Source organism: Croceibacterium salegens (assembly GCF_009827435.1).
GTDB classification, from domain to species: Bacteria; Pseudomonadota; Alphaproteobacteria; order Sphingomonadales; family Sphingomonadaceae; genus Croceibacterium_B; species Croceibacterium_B salegens.
In genome coordinates, this window is record NZ_WTYM01000036.1 from 87,298 (window position 1) to 114,157 (window position 26,860).

Below are 26,860 nucleotides of genomic sequence, written 5' to 3' on the forward strand. Positions count from 1 at the left end.
CAATGCTGCTCGCGGTCGATGTCGGCAACACCAACGTGGTCTTCGCCCTGATGGAGGGGCGCCGCATCCGCACGCGCTGGCGCATCGCCACCGACCCGCGCCGCACGGGCGACGAATACGCCGTCTGGCTGGCGCAGCTGATGGCCATGGAGGGGATCGAACGGGCCGAGGTCAAGGCGATGATCGTCTCGACCGTCGTCCCGCGCGCACGCCACAACCTTGAGGTGCTGGGCGAGAAGTATTTCGGTGTCACACCGAGCTTCGCGGGCGAGGGCGGTTGGTCCATCGCCATCGACGTCGACGAGCCGCACACCTTGGGCGCCGACCGCGCCGTCAACGCCATCGCCGCGCACGCCAGGCATCCGGGCGACCTCATCGTCATCGACTTCGGCACCGCGACAACCTTCGACGTGGTCGACTTCAACGGCACGTACAAGGGCGGGATCATCGCACCGGGCATCAACCTCTCGCTCGATGCGCTGGTCAACAACACCGCCAAGCTGCCGCGCATTGCGATCGAGGACCCGCATTCCGACAGCGTGATCGGCCGCAACACCGAGGAGCAGATGCTGATCGGGGTGTTCTGGGGCTATGTGGCGATGATGGAGGGCTTGATTGCCCGCCTGCGTGTGGAGATCGGCCGCCCGGCAATGGTCGTCGCCACCGGCGGCCTCTCGATCCTCTTCGACAAGCACACCGAGATCTTCGACTACGTCGATGCCGACCTGACACTGGAAGGCCTCGCCATCATCGCGGAGCAGGCAGGCACCGCGTGAAGAAGGATTTCACTCCCGAAGACGAATTGCTGTTCCTGGCGCTCGGCGGATCGGGCGAGATCGGCATGAACGTCAACCTCTACGGCTGTCGAGGCAAGTGGCTGATGGTCGACCTCGGCATGACCTTCAGCGGTGAGGAATATCCGGGCATCGACCTCGTCTTTGCCGACCTGGAATTCATCGAAGACCGCCGTGAAGACCTGCTCGGCGTAGTCCTGACCCACGCCCATGAGGACCACATCGGCGCGGTCCCCTACTTCGCCGAGGAACTGGGCGTACCGCTCTACGCCACCCCGTTCACCGCCGACCTCGTGCGCCGCAAGCTCGAGGAAGCGGGCATCGCCGGCAAGGTCGAACTCAACGTGATCGAGGAAGACCACGGCTCGTTCGAGATCGGCCCGTTCGCAGTCACCTACATCCCGCTCGCCCACTCGATCGCCGAGGGCAACGCGCTGCTGATCGACACCCCGCTGGGCCGGGTGTTCCACACCGGCGACTGGAAGCTCGACGACGAACCGCTGATCGGCGAACCGGCGACCGACGAGGAACTGGCCGAGATCGGCGATGAGGGCGTCCTCGCGCTGGTCTGCGATTCGACTAACGTCTTCAACCCGGTCCCTTCGGGCAGCGAGGGTGCGGTCTATCGCGGCCTGCTTGAGGAAGTGCAGAAGCATTCCGGCAAACGCGTGCTGGTCACAACCTTCGCCTCCAACGTGGCGCGGCTGCAGACGCTTGGCCACGTGGCGGAGGAGACAGGGCGCAGGCTTTGCGTTGCCGGGCGATCGCTCGACCGGATAATCGAGGTGGCCCAGGACAACGGCTACCTGCAGCACTTCCCGCCGCTGGTCGATTTCGACACCGCGATGGGGCTGCCGCGCGGGCAGGTCCTGATCCTCGCCACCGGCGGGCAGGGCGAACCGCGTGCGGCGCTGGCCCGCATTGCCGAGGACAGCCACCCCATCAGCCTCACCGAAGGCGACGTGGTGCTTTTTTCCAGCCGCCAGATCCCCGGCAATGAACTCTCCATCGGGCGGGTGCAGAATCGGCTCGCCGAGCGCGGCATCGTGATGGTCACCGACCGGCAGAGCGAGATCCACGTTTCCGGCCACCCCGGTCGGCCCGAACTCGAAGCGCTCTATGGCTGGCTGCGGCCCGATATCCTGGTGCCGGTTCATGGCGAAATCCGGCATATGCAGGAGCAGGTCCGGCTCGGCGAGGGCAACGGGATCGAGCACTGCGTGTTCCAGCAGAACGGCGACATCGTGCGACTAGCGCCGGGCGTGCCATCGCGGCTCGCGCAGGTCAGGGCAGGGCGGCTCGTGCTCGATGGCGAGATCATCGTCCCGGCCGACGGCGAGGCGGTTGTAATGCGGCGGCGTCTGGCGCGCGACGGGATGTTGCTCGTGGTGCTCGATGCGGCGGGACGTCCACAGGTCGAGGGCTACGGCCTTCCGCTCGACGAGGACTACGACGCCTTCATCGAGGAAGCGCGGGACGATATCGTCGACGCCCTCAAGCGGCTCAAGGGCGCGCAGGTGCGCGACCGCGAGCTGGTGATGGAAACGGCCCGGCTCGCTGCCCGCCGCGCGGCGCAGCGCTGGTCGGGCAAGAAGCCGCAGACGCGGGTCATACTTGTAGGCGACGACTGATGCAGTGGACCTCGATTCTCGCGATCTACTGTCTCGTCTGGGTGATGAGCGCGTTCATCATGCTGCCGCTCGGCATACGGACGCATGATGAACTGGGCGAGGAGAAGACCGCGGGGCAGGCCGACAGTGCGCCGGCCAACTTCCGCCCGGGCAGGGTGGCCGTACGCGCGACGATTCTTGCCGCGCTGCTGACGTCCCTGTTCGTCGCCAACTACATCTACGGCTGGGTGGTGGTCGACGATCTCAACTTCGTCACGCCGGTCCTTACGGTCGAAAGCTCGGGAAACTAGTCTCGCAGCCGCTCGATCGCCTGGGCGAGTGCAACATAGAGCTTGCCCGGGTCGGAAGAAAGCAACGTCACGCCGAGCGCATGGCCGTCGCGGGTCGACAGCACGCTGCGCAGCATCGCCTCGAAATCGTGGATGTAGCGGTTGACCGTTTCGCGGAAATCGCCATCCTCGCCGTAGATTTCGCTGATCTCGCGCGTCTGCTGGCTTTCGAGCAGCCGAACGGCACGCCGCGTGAAGATGCCGCGGTCACCGCGCAAGTAGCTTGCCCAGGCGGAATCGGTCACCTCGGTATCGAAGGCCTTGGAAATATCGATGGCGCTCGAATTGAGGCTCTCGGTGATCAGCGCCATGCGCCGGGCGAAGTCGTTGTCGACCTGCTCCTCGGCCCGCTGGCGGGCATAGGCGACGCGGTGTTCGAGGTTGCCGGCAAGCTCGTTGACTGCCGCGAACTGGTCGCGCAACTGGATGGCCGCCTCACGGCTCACTTCGCTCGCCTTGCGGGCGCTTTCCTGAAGCTCTTCGATTGCGCTGTCGGCGTGTTCGCGCAACGCGCGCTCGATCGACACCGCACTGACTTCGGCAAAGCGTTCCGTCATGCCTTCGAGCGCTTCGCCAAGGGTGGCGCGCGCCGTCTGGGCTATCGCGTCGGACTTCTCGGCGATTGCGTTGAGCGAAGCTTCGAGCTCGGCGAGCCGCTCGGCATGGGCCCTGGTTGCGTCAACGATCTGCGAATCAAGCGCTGCAAACTGCTCGATCGCGCCTGTTCCAGCTTGTTGAGCAGCAGCGGCATGTTCGGCGAGCACCGCGCCCTTGTTGACCGCTTCCGAGATGGTCTGGCGCGTGTCGCGGATCCGGCTCTCGAAGCCATCGAGCACGGTCGAGGCGTCGGCCAGCGCGCGCGGCAGGTCGCGCTGGGTATGTTCGGAACCGGCGCGAACGAGTTCGAGCAGGCGCACGCTCTCGTCGGTCAGGCGGGCGATCAGCGCACTGTTCCTTTCAAGCTCCTGACGCGATTCGGCGAGGCTCGCTGCGAGGTTGGCTGTTGCCTCCTGCAGTGCGTTGCCGGCTTCGCTGCCCTGCGCCGAGATGCTGGTCATCTTGTGCGCGAGTTCGCCGAGGCGCGCAGCCATGGCATCGCCGCGCTCCGCCAGGCCGGAAACGTGCGCGAGGTGCTCTTCCTGCCGCTCACGGACGTGCTGGTCGAGCTTTGCGAGGCGGTTTTCGAGCGCGATAACGGCTTCGCTTTCGCGCGCCTCCGCCGACTCGCGGTGGCGAGCTATGGCTTCCTCGAACGCCTCGGTTCGCTCGGTCATGGTCGCATCGACTCGCGAAGCCTCTTCGCTCAGCGCGCTCAGGCGGCGGCGGGCCTGGTCGAGCGCGGCGGCGTCGATGCGCGAGATGTCGTTGATCGCCTGTCCCAACCGGGTCTTGAAATCCTCGATGGCCGTGGCCCAGCTCTCGGCGGCCTCTTCCCGACCGCTGCGCATCTGGTCGAGCAGCGCGCGGCCTTCTTCGCCGACCATCGCGACCCGTTCGCGCAGCGCGACGATTTCCCGTTCGGTGCGGCCCTGGATTTCGGTTCCGCGCGCGGTCAGCTCTTCGTCGAGTGCGGATGCCTGGCGGCGTAGCGAGGCGAGCGCTTCGACTTCGCGGCCGTCGAGCCGGGCGCGGAATTCCTTACTCTGTTGTTCGAGCACCGAGAAGCGTTCGCCTGCGGCTTGCTCGAGTTCCTCGAGCTGGGTCTCGAACTGTGACAGTGCCTGGTCGATCCTTTCTTGCAGCGAAACGACCTGCCGTTCGCTGGCTTCGCCGAACTGGTTGAGGCGGTTGAAGCCCTCGACCAGCGACTGAAGGTGGCCCTGGGCAACGTCACCGGCATGGCCGATCTGGTTGCTGACATCGCGCGCTGAGTTGGAGATGACCGGCAGGTCGCTGCGCAGCCGCTCCATGTTGTCGCGCGCGGTTTCGCTGACCCGGCCAATCGTTTCGACCTGCTGCCCATTGTCGGCAATCAGTTCCTGCAAGCGCCCGGCGTGTTCCGAAATGCGTTCGCTGGCGATGCGGCCGAGCGCCTCGAGATCGCGGGATTGCGCTGCGAGGAATTCGCGCGCGAGGCTGAGTTCGCGGTTGACCACCGACAGGCGTTCCTCGAGCCGTGCGCTTTCCCGCGACAGCGACAGTGCCGTTTCGGAGAACCGCGACGCCTCGCGCCGGGAATTGCGCAGGGCGAGCAGCCACAGGGATACAACCAGAAGGACCGGCACGGCCCAGGCGACGATCCAGTTGCTCCACTGCTCGGGCGTGGCGCGGGCAAGGATTTCGCCCTGGTGGACCCAGCCGAAGAAGCCGGTCCAGCCGAGTATCGCCAGGATGGCGAGCGTGGGCACGACCCAGCCCCAGCGCCGCGAACGCCGCTCTTCATGCCAGGATTCCTCGGTGACATCGAGTTCTTCCAATGGGAAATCAACCGGTTCGGGCGATTCCACGCTTTGTGCATCCTCCGGCATGGAGCCGACTGCGATCAGTTTTTCCCGTCGAGACATTTGGGCAGGATATCACAGCGACAGCGGCAAAAAACCCTTCATTAACCTTGATGCATGCATGGAGTTGTGGATGGCAGTGCTGAGCAACGGCTTCGATGCGACGATTTCGGCGGCGGCGGGTGAAGACGCGGCGCTGTTGGCAGAGTTGCGTGCCGTATTCATCGAAAGTCTTGAGCGGCAGGTCGACCTGCTCAGCCGGGCCCGTTGCGACGGCAATTGGGCGGTCGCGGCGCAGCGCCTGAAGAGCCTCGGCGCCTCGTTCAACGCCCCCACGCTGGTCGCACTGGCGGACCTGGCGCTAGACAGCGCGCCGGGCGATCCGACGGTAATTCGCAAGCTATCGCAATTTGCCGGGGAGATTCCCGCCAGCTGAGGCGGCGCAACTTGGCAGCGTGCCGGGCGCAGCCTAGAAATCCCTTTGTGCGCATTGCCCTGATCGCGACCGATGACGCGGGCTACGATCCGGCCCGCGAACCCGCCGTCCTCGGCGGGCGCTCGCTGTCGCTCCATCAACTCGATTTTGCGCTCGGCCAGGGTTGTGAGAAGATCCTGTGCCTCGGGCACGGCGCTTCTCCCGAGGCCATCGCCCTGCGCCACGCAGCCGAGCGGGCCGGGGCGCAGTTCCAGGTCCTGCGCGGCGCGCGCGACCTTCCGGCGGCGGTGCGCGGCGACGACCAGTTGCTGGTCTTCGCGCGCGGCCTGCTGCCGGATTCGCCTCGCGCCTTCGAGGAATTGCACAAGGGGCCGGTTATCCTTGCCCTGCCGGTCCAGCCGGGCGCGGGCGCAGGCTTCGAACTGCTCGACCTGACGACGGCCTGGGGCGGGGCGATGGTCATTCCCGGGCGCCTTGCCGACCGTCTCGACATGCTACCCGACGATGCGGAGCCGATTTCCGGCCTGCTGCGCATTGCCCGGCAGGCCAGCGTGCCCGAGCGCTCACTGCCCGAGAGCGAACTTGCAGAGGGGCGCTGGGGCCTCCTGCGCAATGCCGACCAGGCGCTCGCGGCGGAACCGAGCTGGATGCGTCGGCGCTTGCCACCCGTCTCGCTGCTCCAGCCGACGCGCTGGTTCGCGCGCATGCTGTTGCGCCGCTTCGGCGCCGGAATGACCGCTTCGCGCCGGGCGAGGCCGTTTGCACAGGCAATTGCGGTGTTTGCTTTGGCCGGTGCGGTCGCGGCTGCGTGGTTCGCCTATCCGCTCGCCGGCTTCGCCCTGCTCGTGCTGTCCGCGCTGGCGATTGAACTGGGTGACGGGATTTCCCGCCTGATGCGCCCGAGTTTTGCCGGTGAGGGCAGACCTTCTCGCATTTCCGACGGTTTGCGGATCGCCTTCGATATCGCGCTGTTCGCTGTCGCGGCTCTGGCGCTGCCCGGAACGCTGCACCGCAGGCTGTTTCTCGCATTGCTCACCGTCGGTCTCCTGCATGTCAGGCCGGTGCCTGTCCCGCCAGACTGGCGGACGCTGTTTTCGGACCGGGCGGTGTTGGCGCTGGCGCTTGGGCTTTCGGTCGGAGTCGACGCGGCCGAAAAGGGGTTCATGGCCGTCGCGCTCGTCCTGCTGGCGGTGCGGACTTGGCCATTTATGGGCAAACGAGGATAACGCGCGTTTAACCCACTGGGACTATGGGTGAGCGATGGACAAAGGCCCCGTGACCGAGAGCAGTCTCGAATCGGTTGAGACGACCATGCGTGACGAGCTCGCGCAGGGCGATTCCGTGCTGTCCACTGTCGCTCCGATCATGCGCCATCTCCTCGCCAACGAGGACCAGGCGCTGTTCAGCGACGAGATCGTCGCGCGGGTCCACGGCATGCTGGCGGACGTCGCCCGGCAGATGCTGTTTGCGCAGGCCGAGGTCGCCAAGGCGGCCGACCGTGCGGCCTTTGCCGAACCTCGCAGCGAGGCGCTGGTGGCCGAACTGGCCAACGATCCCGCCTTCCTCGGGCACCTGCACACCCTGACGATCGAAGGGCAGCTCACGCGCAAGCTGCAGAACCGCACCGGGCTCGATCCGGTGCTCTCGCCGCTGTTGCAGGAACTGGTCGCGGCGAAGGACGATGCGATGGCCGCGGCAGCCATGTCTGCCATCGCCGCGCAGGCGCGCTTCATGCAGCAGTTGCAGCGCATGGCCATGCCGCTCGGCGAACTGCCCGGCGACCTGTTCCACCATGCCCTCATCGCGTTTCGCCGGATCTCGGAAGGCGACGAGCACGCAAAGGCCGCAGAGCGCAAGCTGCGCGACGGGTTCGACGAGAGCCTTGGCCGGATCGGCCTGCTGGCGAAACTGGTCATGCGGCTCGGCAAGAACGCCCGACGCTCGCTCGACGTCGATACGGCCGGACTGGCGGTCTTCGCGACCGGGCTGGCGATGGCGGCGGGGCAGGACCGTGACGTGACGGTTCTGGCCTTTTCCGACCGGCAATACGCCCGCTTTGCGCTGGCCTTGCGCGCCGCCGGGCTGAAGAGCGATGCCCTTGAGGAACAGTTCCTCTACCTCCATCCCGAGGTCTCGCTGCCCGAGAACTTCGACCACCTGACATCCGAGCGCGCAGCAGCGCTGCTCGCCGCATCCGACCTGCGGTCCGGGGAATAGGCGATGGCGGGGGCGGCCCACTTCATCGCCACGGCCCGGACCGACGGGCGCGACTGGCTGGTCGAGGCGGCAGAACCGCTCTCGGCGCTGCAGCTGCGCAGCGGCGGCGAACTGCCGGGCATCGTCGCCACACCGGCGCTGCTCGAACTGGTCCGAAAGTCGCGCAAGTACGGGCTGCGGCTGGCTCGGGCGATCCAGGCGCAGGACGACAGCGAGAGCGTCACTGCTTGGGTCGAGATCGAGCCCGATGAGGGCGGCGAGGGTTGCCGCATCGGCCTGACCAATTGGCAGTCAGCCCCGCTGAACGCCGAGGACCAGGCCGCTGTCGAGCAGCGCCGCGAGGCGATTGAGCGGCACGTGGCGGAACTCACCGCGCGGCTCGGTCCGAAGCAGGAGGTCATCTCCGTCGACTGCGACAGCGAGGAACTGGCCGATGTGGCGAAGCGCCTGCGCGAAGGGCAGGGCACGCGCTGGACGGACCTGGTTGAGATCGCCGGCGACACTCGCCACCACGACCTTCACTGGCGACTGCTGGACGGGGCGAAGCTGGTCATTCCAGGCTCGCCTCGGAAGTGGAAGGCCGTGCTGCTCCCGCTCGGCCGCGCCGAGCCGGGCAAGGCCGGTTTCGACCTGCTGTTCGTCGCCGAAGAGCCGCCCGCAGCGGAAGTGAAGAAGAAGGAGCCTCCGAAGTCGGTCTTCAGCACCGCCATTGGCCGCGACATCGCGCCGGTGTTGCGCCAGCCGATCAGCCGCATCATCGCCAACGCCGAGACCATCCGCACCCAGCTCGCCGGGCCGCTGTCGGAGGAATACAGCAAGTACGCCGCCGACATCGCCACCGCGGGCGAACACCTGCTGGCGCTGATCGACGACCTCGCCGATCTCGAAGTGGTCGAAGCGGACGAATTCGACACCGCCCCCGACAAGATCGACCTCGCCGACGTCGCCCGCCGCGCCGCGGGCATCCTCGGCGTGCGGGCGCGCGAGCGCGACATTTCGATCGACGCGCCCAAGGCGGGCGAATCCGTGCTGGCGGTGGGCGAATTCCGCCGCGTGCTGCAGATCCTGCTCAACCTGCTCGGCAATGCCCTGCGCTACGCCCCCGAAGGCTCGCAGGTCTGGCTGCGTGCCGAACGCGACGGCGCTCGCGCCCGCATTACCGTCGCCGACCAGGGCGAGGGGTTGAGCGAAGAGCAGCAGGCCAAGGTGTTCGAGAAGTTCGAACGCCTCGGTCGTAGCGGCGACGGTGGCTCGGGCCTCGGCCTCTACATCTCGCGCCGCCTGGCGCGGGCGATGGAAGGTGATCTCTCGGTGGAGAGCGCGCCGGGGCAGGGGGCGCGCTTTACGCTCGACCTCCCCGCCTTCGACGACCGGCGCCGGATGCGCCGCTGACGCTTACCGCTTGTCGACCGGAACGTAATCACGCTCGGTCGGCCCGGTGTAGAGCTGGCGCGGACGACCGATGACCTGCGCGGGATCCGAAATCATCTCGTTCCACTGCGCCACCCAGCCGACCGTGCGGGCCAGCGCGAACAGGGCGGTGAACATCGTCGTCGGGAAGCCGATCGCCGAAAGGATGATGCCCGAGTAGAAGTCGACGTTGGGGAACAGCTTCTTTTCGATGAAGTAATCGTCGTGAAGGGCCATTTCCTCGAGCCGCAGCGCGGTTTCGAACACCGGATCGGTGACCTTGAGCGCCTCGAGCACTTCGCGCACGGTCTTCTGCATGACCGTCGCCCGGGGGTCGTAGTTCTTGTACACTCGGTGACCGAAGCCCATCAGGCGGAACGGGTCGTTCTTGTCCTTGGCGCGCTCGATGTAGTGCGGGATGCGGTCCGGAGTGCCGATTTCGCGCAGCATGTTGAGCGCCGCCTCGTTGGCGCCGCCGTGCGCCGGGCCCCACAGGCAGGCGATGCCGGCCGCGATGCAGGCGAAAGGATTGGCGCCCGAGGAGCCGGCGAGCCGCACCGTCGAGGTCGAGGCGTTCTGTTCGTGGTCGGCGTGGAGGATGAAGATCCGGTCCATGGCCTTTTCGACCGCCGGGTGGATCTCATACTCTTCCGCCGGCACGCCGAAGGTCATGCGCAGGAAGTTGCCGGTGTAGCTCAGCGAGTTGTCCGGATAGAGGAACGGCTGCCCGATCGAGTACTTGTAGGCGATCGCCGCGATGGTCGGCATCTTGGCGATCAGGCGGTGGCTTGAAATGCGCCGGTGCTCTGGATCGGAGATGTCGGTGCTGTCGTGGTAGAACGCCGACAGTGCGCCGACCACTCCGCACATCACCGCCATCGGGTGCGCGTCGCGGCGGAAACCGCGGTAGAGCTGGATCAGCTGCTCGTGCAGCATGGTGTGGCGGGTGATCGTCCACGTGAACTGGTCGAGTTCGTCGGCGCTCGGCAGCTCGCCGTTGAGCAGCAGGTAGGAGACTTCCATGAAGCTCGAGTGTTCGGCCAGCTGCCCGATCGGGTAGCCGCGATGGAGCAGGACGCCGGCCTCGCCGTCGATATAGGTCAGCGAGCTTTCGCAGCTCGCCGTCGACTTGTAGCCCGGGTCGTAGGTGAACATCCCCGTCTGGCCGTAAAGCTTGCGGATATCGACCACATCGGGTCCGGTGGTTCCTTCAAGGACGGGAAGCTCGTAGTCGCTCCCGCCGACCGTCAGTTTCGCCTTGTCCGCCAATTTGCGTCTCCTGTCTCTCGCATTCACTTACCCGGTTCGAGCGCCTGAGCGTCGATCCGGGCCAGGCTCTCTTCCCTGCCGAGAAGGGCCAGCACATCGAAAATTCCGGGGGAGGTGGTCTGCCCCGTGAGCGCCGCGCGAAGCGGCTGCGCGAGTTTGCCGAGGCCGAGCCCCTGCTCCTCCGCATAGGCCTTGAGATTGGCCTCCAGCGCCTCTGTTGTCCAGTGTTGTTCCGCTTTCAGCCGGGCCGAAACCTCGCCCAGCAGCGCCTTCGCATCGTCGGTCAGCAGCGCCGCGGCGGCCTCGTTCATGGCCAGCGGGCGGGTCTTGAAGAGGAAGGCCGCGCCGTCGGCCAACTCGTGCAGGTCGCGGGCGCGGGTCTTCAGGACCGGCATTGCCTCGGTCAACAGCGCGACGTCGGCCTGCGGGCCGATTTCCGCCGCCGCCAGCTCCGCCAGCCGGGCATTGTCGGCCGTGCGGATGTAGTTGCCGTTCATGCTCAGCAGCTTCTTCATGTCGAAACGGCTCGGGCTCTTGCCGACGCCTTCGAGCGTGAAGGCGGCAATCGCTTCCTCGCGGGTGAATTCTTCCTGGTCGCCGTAGCCCCAGCCGAGGCGAAGCAGGTAGTTGAACAGCGCCTCTGGCAGGATGCCGAGCTCGTCGCGGTAAGCATCGACGCCCATTGCCCCGTGGCGCTTCGACAGCTTGGCGCCGTCGTTGCCGTGGATCAGCGGGATGTGCGCGTAGACCGGCTCCTTCCAGCCCATCGCGTGGTAAATCGGCAATTGGCGGAAGGCGTTGTTGAGATGATCGTCGCCGCGCACGATATGGGTCACGCCCATGTCGTGATCATCGACCACCACGGCGAGCATGTAGGTCGGCGTACCGTCGCCCCGCAGCAGGATGTAGTCGTCGATCTCGGCGTTCTTCACCGCCACGCGGCCCTGCACGCGGTCCTCGATGACCAACTCACCCTCGGTCGGGGTCTTCAGCCGGATTACGTAGGGCGCATCGTCGGGTGCATCGGCTGGGTCGCGGTCGCGCCAGCGTCCGTCGTAGCGCAGCGGCAGCTTCTTCGCCCTCTGCTCCTCGCGCATCGCTTCGAGTTCCTCGGGCGTGGCATAGCACTTGTAGGCATTGCCGCTGGCGAGCAATTCGGCGGCGACCTCCGCATGGCGCACAGCGCGTTCGCTCTGGAACACGGGAGGTTCGTCATAATCGAGACAGAGCCAGTCGAGCCCGTCGAGAATCGCGTCGATCGCTTCCTGGTTCGAGCGCTTGCGATCGGTATCCTCGATCCGCAGCAGCGCCTTGCCGCCGTGGTGGCGGGCATAGAGCCAGTTGAACAGCGCCGTGCGGGCGCCGCCGATGTGCAGGAATCCCGTGGGCGAGGGCGCGAAACGGGTCACCACCTGTCCCTCGCTGCCGCTTGCCATGTACTTGACTTTCCTTTCCAATACGACCGATGACTACGCGCGACGCGCCACTGGTCCCGCTAGGGGAGGAACGGGGCGATGCTGCGTTGCAGCAGACGCCTTGGCGAAAGCGCGTGCGCTTGTCCAGTTTCCTCGATGGAGCGGACGAATTTCTCGCTCGTGCGGCGTTCGACCGGGGGCCCTGGCTGGCGGTGGCGTTGGGCGCCGGGATTGCCGCGTGGCTTGCCCTTCCGTCTCCTGCCTGGTGGGTCGGACCATCGCTGCCGGGCTTCTTGCGGCGGTAGGTTCGGTGGCGCTGTGGCGTGGCGAGGACGGGCGCGGACACCTTCTGATTGGCGTCGCAAGCGTGGGCGCATTGCTCGCAGTGGGAACGGTGCTGATCTGGACGCGCTCGGTGGCCGTCGGGGCAGAGCCTTTCGCTCGCCCGGCGTCGATGACCGTCGAGGGCCGGATCCTCGAGCGGATCGAACAGCCTGCCGAAGAGCGCACCCGGCTGGTGCTGGCGGCGCGCGATGCGACGGGCGAGGCGGTGAGGGTGCGGGTCAACGTGCCGCTCGAAGCCGACCGCAAGGACTTCCGCGAGGACGCCGTCGTCCGCTTCAAGGCGCGGCTGATGCCGCCGGCCTCGCCGATGTTGCCGGGGGGGGGGGTACGATTTCGCCCGCGCCGCGTGGTTTGCGGGCTATGCCGCCACGGGCAGCGTGCAGGGCGAGGTCGAACTTGTTGCGCCGTCCGAGAGCGAGGCTTGGCTGGCGCCGCTGCAACGACGGCTGGCCGAGCACGTCCGCGCCAATCTCGGCGGATCGGCGGGGGCGATTGCAGCGGCCTTTGCGAGCGGCGACCGGGGCGCCATTTCGCGGGACGACGAGGACGCCATGCGCGACGCTGGGCTGACACACCTGCTGTCGATCAGCGGGCTGCACGTCAGCGCGGTCATCGCCGCAGGGTACATGCTGGCGATGCTCGTGCTGGCGGCGTGGCCGTGGCTGGCGCTGCGCGTGCGGCTGCCGGTCGTGGCGGCGGCGGTGGGGGCGTTGGCCGGGATCGGCTACACTCTGCTGACAGGGGCGGAGGTGCCGACAGTGCGCAGCTGCGTCGGCGCGTTGCTGGTGCTTGGGGCGCTGGCGCTGGGCCGGGAGCCGCTGAGCCTGCGGATGGTCGCGGTCGCCGGAGCGTTCGTCCTGCTGCTGTGGCCCGAATCGCTCGCCGGGCCGAGCTTCCAGATGAGCTTTGCCGCGGTCATCGCCATCGTCGCGCTGCACAACGCGCGGCCGGTGCAGGACCTGCTGGGGCGGCGTGAGGAGGGGCTAGGCAAGCGGCTGCTGCGCGGGGCGCTCGGGTTGCTGCTGACCGGGTTCGTGATCGAGTTCGCGCTGATGCCCATCGTGCTGTTCCACTTCCACCGCGCCGGGATCTACGGGGCCTTCGCCAACGTGCTGGCGATCCCGCTGGTGACCTTCGTTTCGATGCCGCTGATCGCGCTGGCGTTGCTGCTCGACCTGTTCGGGATGGGCGCGCCGCTGTGGTGGCTGGCCGGCCAGTCGCTCGACCTGCTGCTGTGGCTTGCCCACCTTGCCGCCAATCAGCCGGGCGCGGTCAAGCTGATGCCGCAGTTGGATTGGGGCACCTTCGCGCTGTTCGTCGCCGGGGGTCTGTGGCTGGCGCTGTGGCGGGGCAGGGCGCGGCTGTGGGGTCTCGGTGCCGCCGGGGTAGCGACAGTCATGCTGATGCTCACACCGACTCCCGACATGCTGGTCTCGGGCGATGGGCAGCAGGTTGGTATCGTCAGCGAAGATGGCCGCCTGTTGTCGTTGCGCGACACCCGCAGCGAGTTCACCCGCGACAACCTGATAGAACTCGCCGGAGTGACGGCAGAACCTGTCCCGCTTGGGAAGTGGCGGGGCGCGGAGTGTTCGCGCGATTTCTGCTCCCTCGCCATCGCGCGGGGCGGGCGGCAATGGCACTTGCTGCTGGCGCGCAGCCGCAACCTGATCGAGGAACGCGCGCTGGCTGCCGCCTGCGAGAAGGCCGACATCGTGGTCGCCGACCGTTACCTCCCGCGCTCCTGCCGGCCGCGCGAATTGCTCGCCGACCGCCGGATGCTCGACCGGACCGGCGGGCTGTCGCTGGTCTTTCGTGACGGCGGGCTGGAAGTCGAAACGGTGGCCGCGACGCAGGGGCAGCATGGCTGGTGGCGCGGGCGGACCGATTGACGCAACGATGCGCGGCAACCGGGTTGCCGCGCATCTCGCCGGCCTGACGGGTACAGGCCGCGGGGGGTATCGAACCTAGTGGTAGCGGCGCAGCAGGCCGGCGAGCTTGCCCTGAACCTGGACCTCGTGCTCGGCGTAGATCTGCGGGTCGTAGGCGCCGTTGGCCGGATCGAGGCGGATCATGCCGTTCTCGTGCCGCAGGTACTTGAGGGTCGCTTCCTCGTTGCGGACGAGGGCGACGACGATCTCGCCGTCGCGCGCGGTGTCGGTCTTGCGAACCAGCGCAAAGTCGCCGTCGAGGATACCGGCCTCGATCATCGAATCGCCTGAGACTTCGAGCGCGTAGTGATCGCCCGCGCCGAGCAAGGCGGCGGGGACGGGCAGCGTGCGGTCGGTTTCGAGCGCTTCGAGCGGCATGCCGGCGGCAATCTTGCCGTGCAGCGGGATCTCGATCACGTCGTTGGCCGGGGAGGCGGCGCGCGGCGGCATGGTCACTCTCGACACGGGGTCGTTCGAGTTGGCCGCGGCGGGCGCCTGGCCCTTCACGTTCTCGGGCTGCTTGAGCACTTCGAGCGCGCGGGCGCGGTTGGGCAGGCGGCGGAGGAAGCCGCGTTCCTCCAGCGCCGAAATCAGGCGGTGGACGCCGGACTTGCTCTTGAGGTCGAGTGCTTCCTTCATCTCCTCGAAGGACGGTGAAATACCGGTCTCCTCCAGCTTGCGCTGGATGTAGAGGAGCAATTCGTGCTGCTTGGCGGTCAACATCCCTGGGCTCTCCGCAAAAAGTGTTCCAATTTGGGAACGAATGCGGAACAGGTAGGCAACTTTTTTCAGGCCGTCAAGCGATACCGCCGTTTTCGAGCCGATAGGCCAGGGCAGGCTCTCCCAGTCCAGCCTCCGCAGCTCCGGCAGGGCGCATGATCAGCATTTCGGCGGCGGAAAGCGCGCGCAGGGCGCTCGAATCCTGCTCGTGGACGGCAACGAGTGCTCCATCCTCGACCCGAGCGCGGAGGAATTCGGTGCGATCGCCAACAGGCGGCAGCGTCATCCCGAGCGGCAGGGTCAGCGGGCGCGGCAAAAGCTCGGCCGCCCCACCGAGGCGGCGCAGCAGCGGCAGCAGGAACAGAAAGGCGGTAACGTAGCTCGACACCGGGTTGCCCGGCAGGCCAAGGATCCACTGCGGCCCCTTGCGGGCGACGAGCAGCGGCTTGCCCGGCTTGACCGCCACGCGCCAGAAGTCGATCTCCGCGCCCCACTGTTCGAGCGCCGGGCGGACGAGGTCGTGGTCGCCGACCGAGGCCCCGCCGCTGGTGACGATTACCTCCGCATCGGAGGCTTTCCCGAGCGCCGCGAGCATCGCCTCCATCGTGTCCGGCACCGGGCCGAGCCGGAGGACCGAAGCGGAATGCGGCGCGCACATCGCCGCGAGCATCGCGCCGTTGCTGGCCGGGACCTGGTGCGGGGCGCAGATGGCGGGATCGGCGGCCAGTTCGTCACCCGAATCGAGGATCGCCAGCGTCGGGAGTCGGCGAACCGACAGTGCGCCGTGCCCGGCTGCGAGCGCCAGCGCCAGCTGGGCAGGGCCGATGCGCTTTCCCGCCGCCATCAGGGCGTCGCCGGCACGGAAATCGAACCCCGCGCGGCGGATGTGGCGGTAGCGTGGCGGGCCCTCGCCGTTGAGGCTCAGCGTGTCGCCGTCGCGCGCGGCATTCTCCTGCAGCAGCACCGCCCCGCCGCCGTCGGGCATCATCGCCCCGGTCGAGATGCGGATCGCCTGTCCAGGGGCGAGTGTGCCGAGGAAGGGATGCCCCGCTGCGCTCTCGCCGATCACGGTCCACGGGCCGTCGAGGTCGTCGCCGCGCATGGCGTAGCCGTCCATTGCCGAAAGGTCGTGCGCTGGCTGGGTGCGGGAGGCGAGGAGCGGTCCGGCGAGGTAACGCCCCACCGCCTGTTCCGCTGCCACGGCTTCTTCCGCCAGCGGCTCCACGGCACCCAGCAGGCGCGCCTGCGCCGCTTCGAGCGGCAGCGGCGGGGTCACTGGGCCCGCCAGTCGCCGCTCTTGCCGCCGGTCTTTTCGAGAAGGCGCACGCCTTCGATGACCATGCCCTTCTCGAGCGCCTTGGCCATGTCGTAGATCGTCAGCAGCGCGACCGAGGCGGCGGTCAGCGCCTCCATCTCGACCCCGGTCTTGCCGGTGAGCGAGGCACGCGCGGTAACGCGCACCCCATCCGCCTCGAATTCGAAGTCGACCGCCACCGCATCGAGCGCCAGCGGGTGGCACAGGGGAATGAGCTCGCCGGTCTTCTTGGCCGCCATGATCCCGGCGATGCGCGCCGCGGCGAGAACGTCGCCCTTGGGGCCGCTGCCTTCGCGAATGGCCTCAAGAGTCGCGTGCGCCATGCGAATGCGGCCCTCGGCGGTGGCAGAGCGAGCGGTCTCGGGCTTGCCACCGACGTCGACCATGCGCGCCGCGCCGTCCGAGTCGAGGTGGGTGAGCTTGTTCATTCTGGCACGCCCATCAGTGAACGAAAGTTGACAGGTTGACAGTGTCCTGGGGCAAAACTCGCCGGCCCCGCAAGCGCGGCGGGGAAGGCGGAAACGCGCAAAGTGCCAGGGCAGGTCATGCCCGCCTCATGGCAGATCGCACCCGTGTAGGACAGGGCCGATCTGGCGGCCCCGGCCGCGTCAGCGGCGGGTGTTGCTCCACACCACTTGCCCGAGGCCGAACAGCGCCAGCACCGCGCCCCACAGCACCCATTGCTTGTCGTTGGCCATGAAGCTGTCGAGGAAGGCGATGTTGAGACCCTGCAGGATCCAGATACCCCCCACGCAGATCATCAGGATGCCGACGAGGCTGCTGACTATACGGAACACGACGTTGAACAGAGAACCCACGGCACCTCTCCCCTAGTTGCCAAGCAGGGCCCTCGTAGCAGCTTCGACGTCATCGTGTCGCATAAGACTTTCGCCGACGAGGAAGCATCGCACGCCTGACGTGGCGAGGCGCTGGCAGTCGGCGTGACTGTTGATGCCGCTCTCGCCGACCAGCAGCGTCCCTTCGGGGGCGAGCGGGGCGAGGCGTTCGGTGGTGGCGAGGTCGGTCCTGAAGGTGCGCAGGTCGCGGTTGTTGACGCCAATCAGGCGCGATTGGAGCCGGGTGGCGGCACGTTCCATCTCGGCCTCGTCGTGGACCTCGACCAGCACGTCCATCCCGCGTTCGAGCGCGGCGGCCTCGATCTCCGCCATCGTGACGTCGTCGAGCGCGGCAACGATGATGAGGATTGCATCGGCCCCGATGGCGCGACTCTCGGCAACCTGCCACGGATCGACCATGAATTCCTTGCGCAGCACCGGCAGCGAGCAGGCGGTGCGGGCGTCCATAAGGTAGTCCTCGTGCCCCTGGAAATAGGGCGCGTCGGTCAGGACCGAGAGGCAGGCGGCCCCGCCGTGTTTGTAGGCGAGGGCGTGTTCAGCGGGACGAAAATCGCTTCGTATCAATCCCTTGGAAGGTGAAGCTTTCTTGATTTCTGCGATCAGGCCGAAGCCCGAGGCGGCCTTGGCTTCGAGAGCGCTGCGAAATCCGCGCGGAGCCGAGGCACCGTGCGCCGCGAGGTCAAGGTCGTTCAGGGTGAACAACGTCTTGCGGGCGGCCACTTCCTCGCGCTTGGTGGCGCAGATCTCGGTCAGCTTGTCCATCTTATCCTTCGAGACAGGTCTTCGACACGCCCGCCTTGCGGGCTGCTCAGCCCCTCCTCAGGATGAGCGGAATGTCTCATAACCGCTCATCCTGAGGAGCGGAAGGACTGAGCTTGTCGAAGGCCTTGCGCGTCTCAAAGGATCACTTCGCCGCCGCGATCCAGCAGTCGAGTAAGGCGTTGGCCAGCCCCTTGTCGATCGCCTCGGCCGCTTCCTCGACGCCGTCGGCCCATGTCTTCACCTCGCCGGCCACGATCAGCGCCCCGGCGGCGTTGAACAGCACCGCGTCGCGATAGGGTCCGGGCGCGCCCATCAGCAGCGCCCGCAGGGCGGCGGCGTTGTGCGCCGGGTCGCCGCCGCGGATCGCCTCGACGGGGCTGTGCGGCAGCCCGGCCATCGAGGCATCGACGCGGCGCATCTCGTAATCGTGGCCCACGACGTCGGCGACTTCGTTGCCGGCATCGAGGCTGAGCTCGTCGAGCCCCTCGTCGCCAGCGACGATCATCGAATGTTCGGTGCCCAGCCGCGCCATCGCGTCGGCGTAGATCGGCACATAGGCGGGACGGGCGATGCCGAGCAGCTGGCCCTTGACGTGCGCTGGGTTCGACAGCGGGCCCATCAGGTTGAAGATCGTGCGGCGGCCGAGTTTCTGGCGGATCGGCTGGATGCGCCGCATGGCCGGGTGGTGGTTGGCGGCGAAGAGGAAGCAGATGCCGACCTCGCGCAGGGTCATCTCCGCGGTGCGTCCGGCGGCTTCCATGTCGAGACCGAGCGCCTCCAGCGTATCGGCCGCGCCCGCCTTGGAGCTGGCCGCGCGGTTGCCGTGCTTGGCCACCGGCACCCCGCAGGCCGCGACGACCAGCGATACGGCGGTCGAGACGTTGAGCGTGTACTTACCGTCGCCTCCGGTTCCGCAGACGTCTATGGCGTTGGCGGGCGCCTCGATCGGGATCAGACGCTTGCGCATAGCCCGCGCCGCGCCGGCGATCTCGCTCGCGGTCTCGCCGCGGTCGGACAGTTCGACCAGGAAGCGGGCGATTTCCTCGTCGCTGGTCTCGCCGTCGAGCATCGCAGCGAACGCGGCCTCGGCCTCCTCTTCGGAGAGGTGCGGCTCGACCGGCGGGAGCGTCTTCATGCCGGTACTTTGACCGGCAGGCCGCAGATTTCGAGGAAATTGCCGAGCAGGGCGTGGCCGTGCTCGGTGGCGATCGATTCCGGGTGGAACTGGACGCCGTGGATCGGCAGCTCGCGGTGGCGGAAGCCCATGACCGCGGTGCCGTCGAGTCCCGGGGTCTCGCTGGTGGCGTTGACCACCAGGCAATCGGGAATGTCCTCTACGATCAGCGAGTGATAGCGGGTGGCGATGAACGGGCTCGGCAGGCCGGCGAACACGCCCGTGCCGTCATGGTCCACAGGCGAGGTCTTGCCGTGCATCAATCCGCCGCGCACGACCTTGCCACCGAAGTGCTGGCCGATCGACTGGTGGCCGAGACACACCCCGAGCAGCGGCATCCGCGCTTCCGCGCAGGCGGCGACAAGCGCCAGGCTGATGCCCGCCTCGTTGGGCGTGCACGGCCCGGGCGAGATGAGGATGCCGCTGGCGCCGCTGGCCATACAGTCCGCGACCAAAATCTGGTCGTTGCGCACGACATGCACCTCCGCGCCCAGCTCCATCACGTAATGGACCAGGTTGAAGGTGAAGCTGTCGTAGTTGTCGACGACGAGGATCATGTTCGTGCTCTTGCCGTTTGGCAGCTGACAATCAAGTGGAGTGCTGAGCCAAAGGCAATTTTCCGCTTTCGGGCATGCATTCGAGCCCGATCTGTTCGAATTTTTCGATTAAATCAGAGACCAAGTCCGGTCCTATGTCGCTGCGAGGCAGGGCCCAGTAGCCACCCCTTCTCGAATGGGCGACGATCAACAGATCGTCGGTCAATCGGTAGCGGTCAACGGATTCCCAGTCCTCATTGTCGTGATGTTCTTGCCACCACCATTCCAGTCTGTTGAGGTCAACACGATATCGCATCGGCCCGAGCTTTTTTTGATCAAGTTCCTGCGTGAACAATTTGGCTTTTGCCGCACCCGTCTTGTCGAAGAACCACCAAATCTCGCTTCCGGCAAAGATGGCCATCGCCATGAAGATGTCCGCCAAGTGGAATCGTGGAGGGAAATCGAAATCCGACCTCCAGGCGAGAAGCACAAGGTAGAAGGCCGCTGTCCAAACCAACTTACGCAATACGCGCTGGCGTCGGTGACGACTAATTAGACCGATCGCCGCCGAGTGATGGGCTTCCGTAGGCTCGTATTTTTTCGCCCCCATCATCGACTATTCGGTCGGGCCAAGCTTTCCGGCAAACCTGTCGGTCGCGCGCACCAGTCCATCGACGATGCCCGGTTCGCTGGCCATGTGGCTGGCGTCGGGGATCATCCACAGCTCGGCTTCGGGCCAGGCCTTCTTGAGGTCCCATGCCGAGACCGGCGGGGTGCAGGTGTCGTGGCGGCCCTGCACGATGATGGCCGGGATGTGCCGGATGCGCTCGATATTGGCGAGAAGCTGTCCGTCCTCGAGATAGAACTCGTCGAGGAAGAACTGCGCGCAGATGCGGGCGAAGGGCACGGCCTTGGCCGCGTCGGTGAAGTCGACGAACAGGTCGGGGTCGGGCACCAGCGTGATCACGCTGCCTTCCCACGACGCCCACTCCTTCGCGGCAGTAAGGCGCACCGCCTCGTCGTCGCTGGTCAGGCGGCGGAAATAGGCGCTCACTATGTCGCCGCGCTCGTCTTCCGGGATGTGTCCGGTGAACGAGTCCCATTGCTCGGGGTACATCTCGCTGGCGCCGAACCTGTAGAGCCACTCGGCCTCCTTCCGGCGGGCGAGGAAGATGCCGCGCAGGACCAGTTCGGTCACCCTCTCAGGGTGTGTTTCGGCATAGGCGAGCGCGAGGGTGGAGCCCCAGCTTCCGCCGAACACCTGCCAGGCCTCGTGGCCGCACATTTCGCGCAAGCGTTCGATGTCGGCGACGATGCGCCAGGTGTCGTTGTGCACGATCTCGGCGAAGGGGAGCGACTTGCCGCAGCCGCGCTGGTCGAACAGCACGACGTCGTAAAGTTCGGGGTTCCATTGCCGGCGGTGGTTCGGGCTCATCGCTCCGCCGGGTCCGCCGTGGAGGAATACCGCCGGTTTCGCGCCTGGTGTGCCGACGCGCTCATAGTAGAGCGAATGGCCTTCGCCCACGTCGAGCATGCCGCTCTCGTAGGGCTCGATCTCGGGGTACAGGGGCCGATATCCGGTCATGGGCGTGCTGCGTAAGGTCGGACTGCGACAAAGGCAATCACTGGGCATGGTTTGCAATGCCTTCACCTTGTTGCCAGGGTCGACTCATGGAGGTGCTGATAAGCGGAGCGGGCATCGCCGGGCCCAACCTCGCCTGGTGGCTGTCGCAGGGCGGGCACCGCGTGACCATGCTCGAAAAGGCGCCGGAGCCGCGCCGCAGCGGCTACATCATCGACTTCTGGGGCAAGGGCTACGACCTCGCCGAGCGCATGGGCCTGATGCCGCGGCTGCAGCAGGTCGGGTACCACGTCGAGCAGGTGCGCTTCCTCGGCAAGGGCGGGAAGGAGACCGGCGGGTTCGCCGCGCAGGTGTTCACTCGCGCCACCGGCGGGCGCTACATCAGCCTGCCGCGCGGCGAACTCTCGCTGGCCCTCTACGAAAGCGTCGCGGACCGTGCCGAAGTGTTGCTCGGCACCGAGATCGAGAAATTCGAGCAGGACGCAGGCGGTGTCGACGTGCGGCTGACGAATGGATCGGAGCGGCGCTTCGACCTCGTGGTCGGAGCCGAGGGCATCCATTCGCGCACCCGCGACCTCGCTTTCGGGCCGAAGGAGCGGTTCGAGCGCTTCCTCGGCTACACCTTCGCCGCCTTCACCGCCGAGACCTACGGCAGGCGCGCGGTCGACACCTACGTCATGTACGGCGAGCCGGGACGGCAGGCAGCGCGGTTCGCGCTGCGCGACGGCGCCTCGCTGGTGCTGCTGATCTGGCGCGACGACGAGCGCGAGCCGATCCCCCACGGCGACGAGGTGGCGAAGCGCGCCTTACTGCGTGAGCGCTATTCCGGGGCGGGGTGGGAAGTGCCCGATTTCCTCGCCGCGCTGGATACCGCGGACGACCTCTACATCGACCGGGTCAGCCAGATCCGGATGGACTCGTGGCACAAGGGACCCGTCGCGCTGGTCGGCGATGCCGCTTATGCGCCCTCGTTCCTCGCCGGGCAGGGCGCTGCGCTGGCGATGATCGGCGGCTACGTGCTGGCGGGCGAGCTGAAACGCTCCGGCGGTGCACTGGAGCCTGCGCTGGCCGCCTACGAGCAGCGCCTCGCGCCCTTCATGCGCTCGAAGCAGGATGCCGCGCTGGGCCTCGCCAGCTCGTTCGTGCCGCGCACCGAGTTTGGGCTGAAGGCCCGCGATATCGCCACGCGCCTGCTCGGGATCGGCTGGATTGCGGACCTGCTCGTCGGCCGCAGCCTGCGCGACCAGGTCGAGCTGCCCGATTACTTCTGAACGCGGCGCGGATCGCGCTCGACCACGACCAGCGGGCCCAGCGGAACGCGACTGTCCATTCGCTCGTGCACCGGGTCCCACAGCGAGGAGACGCTGCCGTCGAGGAACAGCGCGTTGGGCGTCCTGGCGACATCGCGGAAGTATCGCGCGAACCTGCCGAAGCTGACCGGCGCCTCGCTGATCACGAAGTGCGCCCGCCCGGTCTCGTCCACGCCGACCCCGTTGCGCATCTTGAGCGAAGTGCCGTCGGGATCGAACCCGGGATGTGACTCGCCGTCGATGACCAGCATCGGGCCCGACTGGGTGGCGAAATCGGGGCGGTCGGTGACCTCCTTGGCGAAGGTATCGGTGTCGAGGACCTGCCAACTATCGCCGCTGCCGAAGAACACCCCGTTCGGCTTGAGGTGGAAGTTGCCGGGGCCGTTGTTGCGATTGAGGACCGTCAGGCGCTTTCCGTCGGCGACGTAGTATCCGATCGGCTCGCCCTCGTCGTTGAACATGCCCGCGTTCATCGCGAAGGCGACCGGCGCGGCATCGCCCGGGCGGTCGTCGGCGAAGGCCCTGAAGCTGCGATAGGGCTTGCCGTCCTCGCCGGAGAGGACAAGCCGGATATGGTCGCGCCCGGGAACGGCGATGCATTCGGTGAGCGGTACGTCCTCGAAAACTACCGGGCCGCAGGCAGGTGGGCCGGGATCGAAGGCGGTCGAGTCTGCGTCGGGTTCGGTTGCCTGATGGCAGGCGGCGAGTGCCGTGAAGGAAAGGACAGCGAGGAGTGACCTTCTGCTGATCCGTGGCCTCACTGACCGAAGCCCGGTTCCGTTGCCACTCGCGCCGCCTCGCGCGCCGCGGCGATGAGGGCACCGGCCTTGGCCTCGCACTCGCGCTGTTCGTAGGCCGGGTCGCTGTCGGCGACGATGCCGGCGCCGGCCTGCACGTGCATGACACCGTCCTTCACCACCGCGGTGCGCAGCACGATGCACGAATCGACCGATCCGTCGGGCGCGAAGTAGCCGACGCCGCCAGCGTAGGGCCCGCGCGTCTCGGGCTCGAGTTCGGCGATGACCTGGCAGGCGCGGACCTTTGGCGCGCCGCTGACAGTGCCCGCGGGGAACCCGGCGAACAGCGCATCGAGCGCGTCCTTCTTCGGATCGAGCCGCCCGACCACGTTGCTGACGATGTGCATCACGTGGCTGTATCGCTCGACGGTAAAGCTCGCCGTAACGTGGACGCTGTCCGCCGCCGCCACGCGGCCGACGTCGTTGCGGCCGAGGTCGAGCAGCATGAGGTGCTCGGCGCATTCCTTGGGATCGGCCAGAAGGCTCGCCTCGGCGGCTTCGTCCAGTTCGCGCGTCGCGCCGCGCGGGCGGGTCCCGGCGATCGGGCGGATAGTGACTTCGCCGTCGCGCACGCGGACGAGGATTTCCGGGCTTGAACCGACCACTGCGAAACCGGGCAGGTCGAGGAAATAGAGGAACGGCGAGGGATTCACCCGGCGCAGCGCGCGGTACAGCGCGAACGGCGGCAGGGGGAAGGGGCAGGTGAAGCGCTGCGCCAGCACCACCTGGAAGATGTCGCCGGCGGTGATGTAGTCCTTCGCCGCGAGCACGATACGCTCGTACTCGGCGGGGTCCATGACCGGCTCGAGCGCCATCGCCGGCAGGTCGGGAGCACGCAGCGGCTCGGGGGCGGCGACGGAGAGCTTGCGCATCGCTTCGTCGATCCGCTCGCCGGCGGCTTCGATGGCCGCGTCGGGATCGATGCTGCCGACCCACAGGGGGGCAATGCAGAACAGGTCGTCGCTCAGCCGGTCGAACACGCAGATCAGCGTCGGGCGGGCGAACAGCATGTCGGGCAGGGAAAGCTCGCTCTGCGGGGCGCGCGGCAGCTTTTCGACGAGGCCGATGGTCTCGTAGCCGAAGTAGCCGACGAGGCAGGCGATCGGCGGCAGGTCCTCCGGCACGTCGATGCGGCAGGCGGCAGCGAGCGCGCGCAGTTCCTCGAGGCTGCCGCCGGGCAGCGGCTCGAACGCCTCACGGTCGTGCCGCCAGCTGCGATTGACCTCACACGCATTGCCCGTAGCGCGGAACATCAGGTCGGCGTCGATGCCGAGCAGCGAATAGCGTCCGCGCACCTCGCCGCCTTCGACCGATTCGAGCAGGAAGTCGCCGCGGCCCGGCTCGATCAGCTTGAGCGCCGCGCTGACCGGGGTCTCGGTATCGGCGACAAGCTTGCGCCAGACGAGCGCCGGCCGGCCTGCCGCGAGTTGCTCGCGGGCCGCTGTCGCATTCTCAGGCAGGCCACCGGGCAGGGCGCGTGTCCTACTCGGCCTGGCCGGTGAGCTGGCGGAGGGTTGCGTCGATTGCCGCCTGGTTTTTCTCGGTGCCGACGTCGGCCATCGCCGCTCTGACGAACTGCTCGGCATATTCGTCCCCGAACACCGAGGCGAGTTGCTGCCGGGTCTGGCCGATGAGCGGATCGTCGCCCTGCACTTCGGGCAGGGTAATCGAATCGAGGTGGGCGACGAACCAGCCCTGGTCGCGCGGGCCCTCGAGCCGCTTGGTCGTGCCCTGCGCCATCGAGAAGAAGAGCGCGAGAACAGGGGGCACCTGGCCGGCGCGAGCAAGCTCCTCGCGGCCCATCGAGATCGCTTCCGGACGCGGCAGCGCAACCTTTTCGGCGGCGACCGCCTCGGCCAGCGTCTTGCCGCCGTCGACCGCCTTCATGATGCGGTCGGCCGCGGCCTTGGCCGCCTTGGCGCCCTCGGACCGGCGCCAGTCGCCCGTCACGTCGTCGCGGATTTCGGCCAGCGGGGCGACCGCCGAGGCGGTGATGTCGCTCACGCCGAAGACGAGGAAGGTCTGGCCGGGCACGATTTCGGCGATTTGCGGTTCGCCTTCCTGCATTTCGAACGCGGTCTTGAGCGCGCTGGCCAGTTCCGGGGGAGCGGCTTCAGGCTTGCCGTAGACGCGGCCGTCGGCGGTCAGCGGGGCAGTGTCCTTGAGCGTGATCTTGAGTTCCCTGGCGACATCTTCGATCGAATTGCCATCGTCGAACTCGTCCTCGATCCTGCTCGCCATGTCGACGAAGGCCTGGCGGCGCTGTTCATCCGCGAGGGACTTGGTCAGCTCGGGAGTCGCGTCGGCGAGCGTGCGGCCGGCCTGACGGGTGATTTTTTCGACCTTCAAGACGTACCAGCCGAGATTGCCGCGAGCCGGCTTGACCAGGCCGCCTTCGGCGGCGGCAAAGCCCGCATCTGCCACGGCCTGCGAGGCCTGGGTGGCGAATACAGTCTTGCTGACCGGGCCGACCGTGGTGGTCGAAAGACCCTTTTCTCGAGCCGAGACTGCCATGGTCTTGCCGCTTGCCAGTTCGTTGACGATCGCATTGGCGGCAGCTTCGGTCGGGACGACCATCTGGGTGAAGGTGCGCTCTTCCTTGGCGGCGTATTGCGCCTTGTTCTGTTCGTAGCGCGCCTTGACCTGCGCTGCGGTCGGGGCAGGGAGAGTGCCGAGCACCTCCTCGCCGAAGGTGGCGTAGCGGACCACCCGGCGTTCGGGCCGGATGTAGTCGTCGCCATGATCCTTGAAGTAGGCACTTAGCTGCGCGTCGGTCGGGCCGTCCTTGGGGGCGTAGAGCTCGCTCGGCAGCTGGGCGATGGCGCCCGTGCGCCGTTCGCGCAGCAGCAAGGCATACTGCCTCGCCAGCGATACCGGCACAACAGCGCCGTGGCTCGCCGGGACGAGAATCTGCTGACCGATGAGCCCGCTGGCGATGTCCTGCCGGACCTGCGCCTCGGTGAGGCCCTCGCGGGCGACGATTGCTTTGAATGTATCCTGGTCGAATTGGCCGTTGGCACCGAAGAAGGCCGGGATCTTGACCAGTTCGCTGTCGACCAGCCGCTTGCCGGCGCGAATTCCGTACTTGCGGCCCCATTCGACCAGCGCGGCACGCTGCAGCAGCTGGTCGGCAACGCGCTCGGAAGCGCCGCTGGCGATCAGGGCCTGCATCGTCAGGGTCGGCTGCTGCTGGCGGCGGCTCTCCAGTTCATTGGTCATGGCCTGGCGAAACTCGGCGGCGGAAATCTTGCGATCGCCCGCCACTGCCACCTGGTCGCCGCCGGCAACGCCGCCGAAGGTCGGGTTATTGCTCACGATGTCCGAGCTGGCGAAGGCCAGCGCGATCAGGGCGAGGAAGCCGAGCGTCAGCACGATGCCGAACTTGGACTGGAAGATCTTGCGGAACAGGTGCAGCATATGGCCAATTCTCTGGGGGGAACGGGCTCGCGCCATATCGTTGCTGCGGCGCGCTCGCAACAGTTGCCCTCAACCTTGCCCACTTTGTCGAAATGGGACTTTGACAACACTGGCCCTGCGGACTAGCGCCCCTCCACCACGCCTGCCAGGCAGGCTTTCCACGAGGCGAGATTAC

Annotated in this window: 25 protein-coding genes and 1 pseudogene; 11 read left to right on the plus strand and 15 right to left on the minus strand. The window is 67.2% G+C overall.

Annotated features, from left to right (window positions below; genetic code table 11):
- Positions 1-2 precede the first annotated feature (2 nt).
- Genes GRI89_RS08530 through GRI89_RS08540 form a run of 3 tightly spaced genes read left to right on the plus strand, consistent with a single transcriptional unit; the run spans position 3 to position 2,715 of the window.
- Positions 3-776 (plus strand): type III pantothenate kinase, encoded by a 774-nt coding sequence (locus GRI89_RS08530; RefSeq protein ID WP_159794135.1) that lies wholly within the window; start codon positions 3-5, stop codon positions 774-776.
- Entirely contained in the window at positions 773-2,425 is a 1,653-nt protein-coding gene (locus GRI89_RS08535; RefSeq protein ID WP_328598165.1) for a ribonuclease J, read from the plus strand. Before GRI89_RS08530 ends, GRI89_RS08535 begins: the two co-directional genes overlap by 4 nt.
- A complete protein-coding gene (locus tag GRI89_RS08540) occupies positions 2,425-2,715 on the plus strand; it encodes a DUF1467 family protein (protein WP_159794137.1) in 291 nt (96 codons plus the stop codon). Before GRI89_RS08535 ends, GRI89_RS08540 begins: the two co-directional genes overlap by 1 nt.
- Here the strand turns inward: GRI89_RS08540 and GRI89_RS08545 are convergent.
- Positions 2,712-5,201, minus strand: coding sequence for a coiled-coil domain-containing protein (locus tag GRI89_RS08545; RefSeq protein WP_159794139.1), 2,490 nt, complete (start codon positions 5,199-5,201; stop codon positions 2,712-2,714). The genes GRI89_RS08540 and GRI89_RS08545 overlap by 4 nt on opposite strands.
- A 19-nt stretch (positions 5,202-5,220) precedes the next feature.
- On the opposite strand from GRI89_RS08545, the gene GRI89_RS08550 reads away from it, so the two are divergent.
- From GRI89_RS08550 to GRI89_RS08565, 4 genes are read left to right on the plus strand one after another with little or no spacing between them, the layout of a single operon-like run.
- Positions 5,221-5,631, plus strand: coding sequence for an Hpt domain-containing protein (locus GRI89_RS08550; RefSeq protein ID WP_407924971.1), 411 nt, complete (start codon positions 5,221-5,223; stop codon positions 5,629-5,631).
- 47 nt (positions 5,632-5,678) lie between these two features.
- Positions 5,679-6,857, plus strand: a complete 1,179-nt coding sequence (locus GRI89_RS08555; protein ID WP_159794141.1) for a hypothetical protein — start codon at positions 5,679-5,681, stop codon at positions 6,855-6,857.
- Between the two features lie 34 nt (positions 6,858-6,891).
- Complete coding sequence (locus GRI89_RS08560; RefSeq protein ID WP_159794143.1) at positions 6,892-7,848, plus strand: hypothetical protein; 957 nt, start codon at positions 6,892-6,894, stop codon at positions 7,846-7,848.
- 3 nt (positions 7,849-7,851) lie between these two features.
- Entirely contained in the window at positions 7,852-9,240 is a 1,389-nt protein-coding gene (locus GRI89_RS08565; protein WP_159794145.1) for a sensor histidine kinase, read from the plus strand.
- Between the two features lie 3 nt (positions 9,241-9,243).
- Here GRI89_RS08565 and GRI89_RS08570 read toward each other — a convergent pair whose 3' ends face one another.
- Both GRI89_RS08570 and gltX read right to left on the minus strand, forming a co-directional pair.
- Positions 9,244-10,527, minus strand: a complete 1,284-nt coding sequence (locus tag GRI89_RS08570; protein ID WP_159794147.1) for a citrate synthase — start codon at positions 10,525-10,527, stop codon at positions 9,244-9,246.
- Positions 10,528-10,550: 23 nt separating this feature from the next.
- Positions 10,551-11,963: a glutamate--tRNA ligase gene (gltX, locus tag GRI89_RS08575; RefSeq protein ID WP_159794149.1), complete on the minus strand. Its 1,413-nt coding sequence runs from the start codon at positions 11,961-11,963 to the stop codon at positions 10,551-10,553.
- A 29-nt stretch (positions 11,964-11,992) separates the two neighbouring features.
- On the opposite strand from gltX, the gene GRI89_RS17990 reads away from it, so the two are divergent.
- From GRI89_RS17990 to GRI89_RS18000, 3 genes and pseudogenes are all read left to right on the plus strand, one after another.
- Positions 11,993-12,247 carry a hypothetical protein gene (locus tag GRI89_RS17990; protein ID WP_235913014.1) on the plus strand — a complete coding sequence of 85 codons (255 nt, stop codon included), beginning with the start codon at positions 11,993-11,995 and terminating at the stop codon, positions 12,245-12,247.
- Positions 12,248-12,252: 5 nt separating this feature from the next.
- Positions 12,253-12,549: pseudogene (locus GRI89_RS17995) on the plus strand (ComEC/Rec2 family competence protein); the annotation flags it as partial.
- A gap of 115 nt (positions 12,550-12,664) precedes the next feature.
- Positions 12,665-14,176 carry a ComEC/Rec2 family competence protein gene (locus GRI89_RS18000; protein WP_328598166.1) on the plus strand — a complete coding sequence of 504 codons (1,512 nt, stop codon included), beginning with the start codon at positions 12,665-12,667 and terminating at the stop codon, positions 14,174-14,176.
- 75 nt (positions 14,177-14,251) lie between these two features.
- Here GRI89_RS18000 and lexA read toward each other — a convergent pair whose 3' ends face one another.
- The 9 genes from lexA to pip all read right to left on the minus strand — a co-directional run bounded on the left by lexA (position 14,252) and on the right by pip (position 21,164).
- Positions 14,252-14,938, minus strand: coding sequence for a transcriptional repressor LexA (lexA, locus tag GRI89_RS08585; RefSeq protein WP_159794151.1), 687 nt, complete (start codon positions 14,936-14,938; stop codon positions 14,252-14,254).
- A 73-nt stretch (positions 14,939-15,011) separates the two neighbouring features.
- On the minus strand, positions 15,012-16,211 hold the full coding sequence (locus GRI89_RS08590) for a molybdopterin molybdotransferase MoeA (RefSeq protein ID WP_328598167.1): 1,200 nt from the start codon (positions 16,209-16,211) through the stop codon (positions 15,012-15,014).
- Positions 16,208-16,678 carry a cyclic pyranopterin monophosphate synthase MoaC gene (gene moaC / locus GRI89_RS08595; protein WP_159794153.1) on the minus strand — a complete coding sequence of 157 codons (471 nt, stop codon included), beginning with the start codon at positions 16,676-16,678 and terminating at the stop codon, positions 16,208-16,210. The genes GRI89_RS08590 and moaC overlap by 4 nt, the downstream gene beginning before the upstream one ends.
- A 180-nt stretch (positions 16,679-16,858) precedes the next feature.
- Complete coding sequence (locus tag GRI89_RS08600) at positions 16,859-17,068, minus strand: hypothetical protein (RefSeq protein ID WP_159794155.1); 210 nt, start codon at positions 17,066-17,068, stop codon at positions 16,859-16,861.
- A gap of 12 nt (positions 17,069-17,080) precedes the next feature.
- On the minus strand, positions 17,081-17,869 hold the full coding sequence (gene trpC, locus GRI89_RS08605) for an indole-3-glycerol phosphate synthase TrpC (protein ID WP_159794157.1): 789 nt from the start codon (positions 17,867-17,869) through the stop codon (positions 17,081-17,083).
- 142 nt (positions 17,870-18,011) lie between these two features.
- Positions 18,012-19,004 (minus strand): anthranilate phosphoribosyltransferase, encoded by a 993-nt coding sequence (trpD, locus tag GRI89_RS08610; RefSeq protein ID WP_159794159.1) that lies wholly within the window; start codon positions 19,002-19,004, stop codon positions 18,012-18,014.
- Positions 19,001-19,600 carry an anthranilate synthase component II gene (locus GRI89_RS08615; protein ID WP_159794161.1) on the minus strand — a complete coding sequence of 200 codons (600 nt, stop codon included), beginning with the start codon at positions 19,598-19,600 and terminating at the stop codon, positions 19,001-19,003. The genes trpD and GRI89_RS08615 overlap by 4 nt, the downstream gene beginning before the upstream one ends.
- 31 nt (positions 19,601-19,631) lie before the next feature.
- Positions 19,632-20,189: a hypothetical protein gene (locus GRI89_RS08620; RefSeq protein ID WP_159794163.1), complete on the minus strand. Its 558-nt coding sequence runs from the start codon at positions 20,187-20,189 to the stop codon at positions 19,632-19,634.
- Between the two features lie 6 nt (positions 20,190-20,195).
- A complete protein-coding gene (gene pip, locus GRI89_RS08625) occupies positions 20,196-21,164 on the minus strand; it encodes a prolyl aminopeptidase (protein WP_159794165.1) in 969 nt (322 codons plus the stop codon).
- Positions 21,165-21,250: 86 nt separating this feature from the next.
- Here pip and GRI89_RS08630 point away from each other — a divergent pair, with 86 nt between their 5' ends.
- Positions 21,251-22,432, plus strand: a complete 1,182-nt coding sequence (locus GRI89_RS08630; RefSeq protein ID WP_159794167.1) for an FAD-binding domain — start codon at positions 21,251-21,253, stop codon at positions 22,430-22,432.
- Here GRI89_RS08630 and GRI89_RS08635 read toward each other — a convergent pair.
- From GRI89_RS08635 to GRI89_RS08645, 3 genes are read right to left on the minus strand one after another with little or no spacing between them, the layout of a single operon-like run.
- The gene (locus tag GRI89_RS08635; RefSeq protein ID WP_328598168.1) at positions 22,423-23,232 is read right to left on the minus strand and encodes a phosphodiester glycosidase family protein; all 810 of its coding nucleotides are present in this window, start codon (positions 23,230-23,232) and stop codon (positions 22,423-22,425) included. The genes GRI89_RS08630 and GRI89_RS08635 overlap by 10 nt on opposite strands.
- Complete coding sequence (trpE, locus tag GRI89_RS08640) at positions 23,229-24,854, minus strand: anthranilate synthase component I (protein ID WP_159794169.1); 1,626 nt, start codon at positions 24,852-24,854, stop codon at positions 23,229-23,231. Before trpE ends, GRI89_RS08635 begins: the two co-directional genes overlap by 4 nt.
- On the minus strand, positions 24,751-26,685 hold the full coding sequence (locus GRI89_RS08645; RefSeq protein WP_159794171.1) for a peptidylprolyl isomerase: 1,935 nt from the start codon (positions 26,683-26,685) through the stop codon (positions 24,751-24,753). The genes trpE and GRI89_RS08645 overlap by 104 nt, the downstream gene beginning before the upstream one ends.
- Positions 26,686-26,860 lie beyond the last annotated feature (175 nt).